The 3163-nt window shown below is 54.5% G+C and carries 1 tRNA gene and 2 rRNA genes (1 of these 3 only partly in view); all 3 read left to right on the forward strand.

Annotation, left to right across the window (positions count from 1 at the left end):
- Positions 1–2750 (forward strand): 23S ribosomal RNA (locus WFK61_RS25890); it begins 68 nt to the left of the window's first position.
- Between the two features lie 78 nt (positions 2751–2828).
- A 5S ribosomal RNA gene (rrf, locus tag WFK61_RS25895) occupies positions 2829–2943 on the forward strand.
- A gap of 143 nt (positions 2944–3086) precedes the next feature.
- Positions 3087–3163: transfer RNA gene (locus WFK61_RS25900), tRNA-Met, on the forward strand.

Consider the following 3163-nt stretch of genomic DNA (forward strand, 5'->3'; position numbering starts at 1 on the left):
GCGATAAGCCGTGGGGAGCTGCGAATGAGCTTTGATCCGCGGATTTCCGAATGGGGAAACCCACCTTCGATCTCTGTTATTCCAAGGGCAGGCTTTTAGTCTGTGCTTGGGTCTGTCTTCGGACTAACAGAGATCACAAGAAGGTATTAAACTCTGAATACATAGGGGTTTAAAGCTAACCCAGGGAACTGAAACATCTAAGTACCTGGAGGAAAGGACATCAACGAGACTCCGTTAGTAGTGGCGAGCGAACGCGGACCAGGCCAGTGCCTGACTGTAAGTTACCGGAAGTGGTTGGGAAACCACGCAATAATGGGTGATAGCCCCGTACGGATCTGCGAACAGTTGGGACATGAGTAAGGCGGGACACGTGAAATCCTGTCTGAACGTGGGGGGACCACCCTCCAAGCCTAAGTACTCCTCAGCGACCGATAGTGAACAAGTACCGTGAGGGAAAGGTGAAAAGCACCCCGACGAGGGGAGTGAAACAGCACCTGAAACCGAATGCTTACAAACAGTGGGAGCTCAAGGTTCGTCCTGAGTGACCGCGTACCTTTTGTATAATGGGTCAGCGACTTAATCTGACGAGCAAGCTTAAGCCGGTAGGTGTAGGCGCAGCGAAAGCGAGTCTGAACAGGGCGTTCAGTTCGTCGGATTAGACCCGAAACCGGGTGATCTAGCCATGAGCAGGTTGAAGGTAAGGTAACACTTACTGGAGGACCGAACCGGTGCCTGTTGAAAAAGTCTCGGATGACTTGTGGCTAGGGGTGAAAGGCCAATCAAACTCGGAAATAGCTGGTTCTCCGCGAAAGCTATTTAGGTAGCGCCTCGTGTGAATACTCCGGGGGGTAGAGCACTGGATGGGTGAGGGGTGCTTACCGCATTACCAATCCTAACCAAACTCCGAATACCCGGAAGTACTGCACGGGAGACACACGGCGGGTGCTAACGTCCGTCGTGGAGAGGGAAACAACCCTGACTTACAGCTAAGGCCCCCAATTCGTGGCTAAGTGTGAAAGGATGTGGGAATCCCAAAACAACCAGGAGGTTGGCTTAGAAGCAGCCATCCTTTAAAGAAAGCGTAACAGCTCACTGGTCTAAACAAGGGTTCCTGCGCCGAAAATGTATCGGGGCTCAAGCCACGAGCCGAAGCTTAAGGTTTGCACTTTGTGCAAGCGGTAGCGGAGCGTTCCATAAGCCAACGAAGGGAGACCCGTGAGGGCTCCTGGAGGTATTGGAAGTGCGAATGCTGACATGAGTAACGACAAACAGTGTGAAAGACACTGTCGCCGAAAGTCCAAGGGTTCCTGCGTAAAGTTAATCTCCGCAGGGTTAGCCGGCCCCTAAGGCGAGGCCGAAAGGCGTAGTCGATGGGAATGAGGTGAATATTCCTCAGCCAGTTGGTAGTGACGGATCGCGTACGCTGTCGGGTCTTATTGGATTGACCCGGCTTCCAAGCGGTTCCAGGAAATAGCTCCAACATCAGACCGTACCCGAAACCGACACAGGTGGACTGGTAGAGTATACCAAGGCGCTTGAGAGAACTATGCTGAAGGAACTCGGCAATTTACCTCCGTAACTTCGGGATAAGGAGGCCCAGTGCTTAGGCAACTAGGCATTGGGGGCACAGACCAGGGGGTAGCGACTGTTTAACTAAAACACAGGGCTCTGCGAAATCGTAAGATGACGTATAGGGTCTGACGCCTGCCCGGTGCCGGAAGGTTAAAAGGAGGTGTGCAAGCACCGAATTGAAGCCCCGGTAAACGGCGGCCGTAACTATAACGGTCCTAAGGTAGCGAAATTCCTTGTCGGGTAAGTTCCGACCTGCACGAATGGCGTAACGACTTCCCCGCTGTCTCCAGCATAGACTCAGTGAAATTGAATTCCCCGTGAAGATGCGGGGTTCCTGCGGTCAGACGGAAAGACCCCGTGCACCTTTACTGCAGCTTTGCGCTGGCATTCGTGTCGGCATGTGTAGGATAGGTGGTAGACTTTGAAGCCGGGGCGCCAGCTCTGGTGGAGTCATCCTTGAAATACCACCCTTATCGTCATGGATGTCTAACCGCGACCCGTAAGCCGGGTCCGAGACAGCGCATGGCAGGCAGTTTGACTGGGGCGGTCGCCTCCCAAAGAGTAACGGAGGCGTGCGAAGGTGGGCTCAGAGCGGTCGGAAATCGCTCGTTGAGTGCAATGGCATAAGCCTGCCTGACTGCGAGACTGACAAGTCGAGCAGAGTCGAAAGACGGCCATAGTGATCCGGTGGTCCCGCGTGGAAGGGCCATCGCTCAACGGATAAAAGGTACGCCGGGGATAACAGGCTGATGATTCCCAAGAGTCCATATCGACGGAATCGTTTGGCACCTCGATGTCGGCTCATCACATCCTGGGGCTGGAGAAGGTCCCAAGGGTTCGGCTGTTCGCCGATTAAAGTGGTACGTGAGCTGGGTTCAGAACGTCGTGAGACAGTTCGGTCCCTATCTGCCGTGGGTGTAGGAGAATTGAGAGGATCTGCCCTTAGTACGAGAGGACCGGGGTGGACGTACCTCTGGTGGACCTGTTGTGGCGCCAGCCGCAGTGCAGGGTAGCTATGTACGGACGGGATAACCGCTGAATGCATCTAAGCGGGAAACCCACCTCAAAACGAGTTCTCCCTTGAGAGCCGTGGAAGACGACCACGTTGATAGGCCGGGTGTGTAATCCCAGTAATGGGTTCAGCTTACCGGTACTAATTGCTCGATCGGCTTGATCGTTCTCATGATCAATGTCCGCGACACCAAAACGCGAAACATCAAAACAAAGACCATATGCTTGCCAATATCCTTCGCCGGCCCGGTGGCTTGAGCGAGGAGCCAGAACCCGATCCCATCCCGAACTCGGCCGTTAAACTCCTCAGCGCTGATGGTACTGTGTCTCAAGACCCGGGAGAGTAGGTCGTTGCCGGGCCTGTCAAGGATATCCCCTCATCACAAAGACAAATCGCTTCAACGCGGCGGTCGACTTAACGTCGCCGCCGCGTTGCCGTTTAAAGCCCAAGACTGACCCGGAAGGGCCTCCCCTTCAGGACAAGATCAAAGGCCAAATCTCGACGCGGGGTGGAGCAGCCCGGTAGCTCGTCAGGCTCATAACCTGAAGGTCGTCAGTTCAAATCTGGCCCCCGCAACCA

The sequence above is a fragment of the Allobosea sp. MMO-172 genome (assembly GCF_037147855.1).
Taxonomy (GTDB): Bacteria; Pseudomonadota; Alphaproteobacteria; order Rhizobiales; family Beijerinckiaceae; genus Allobosea.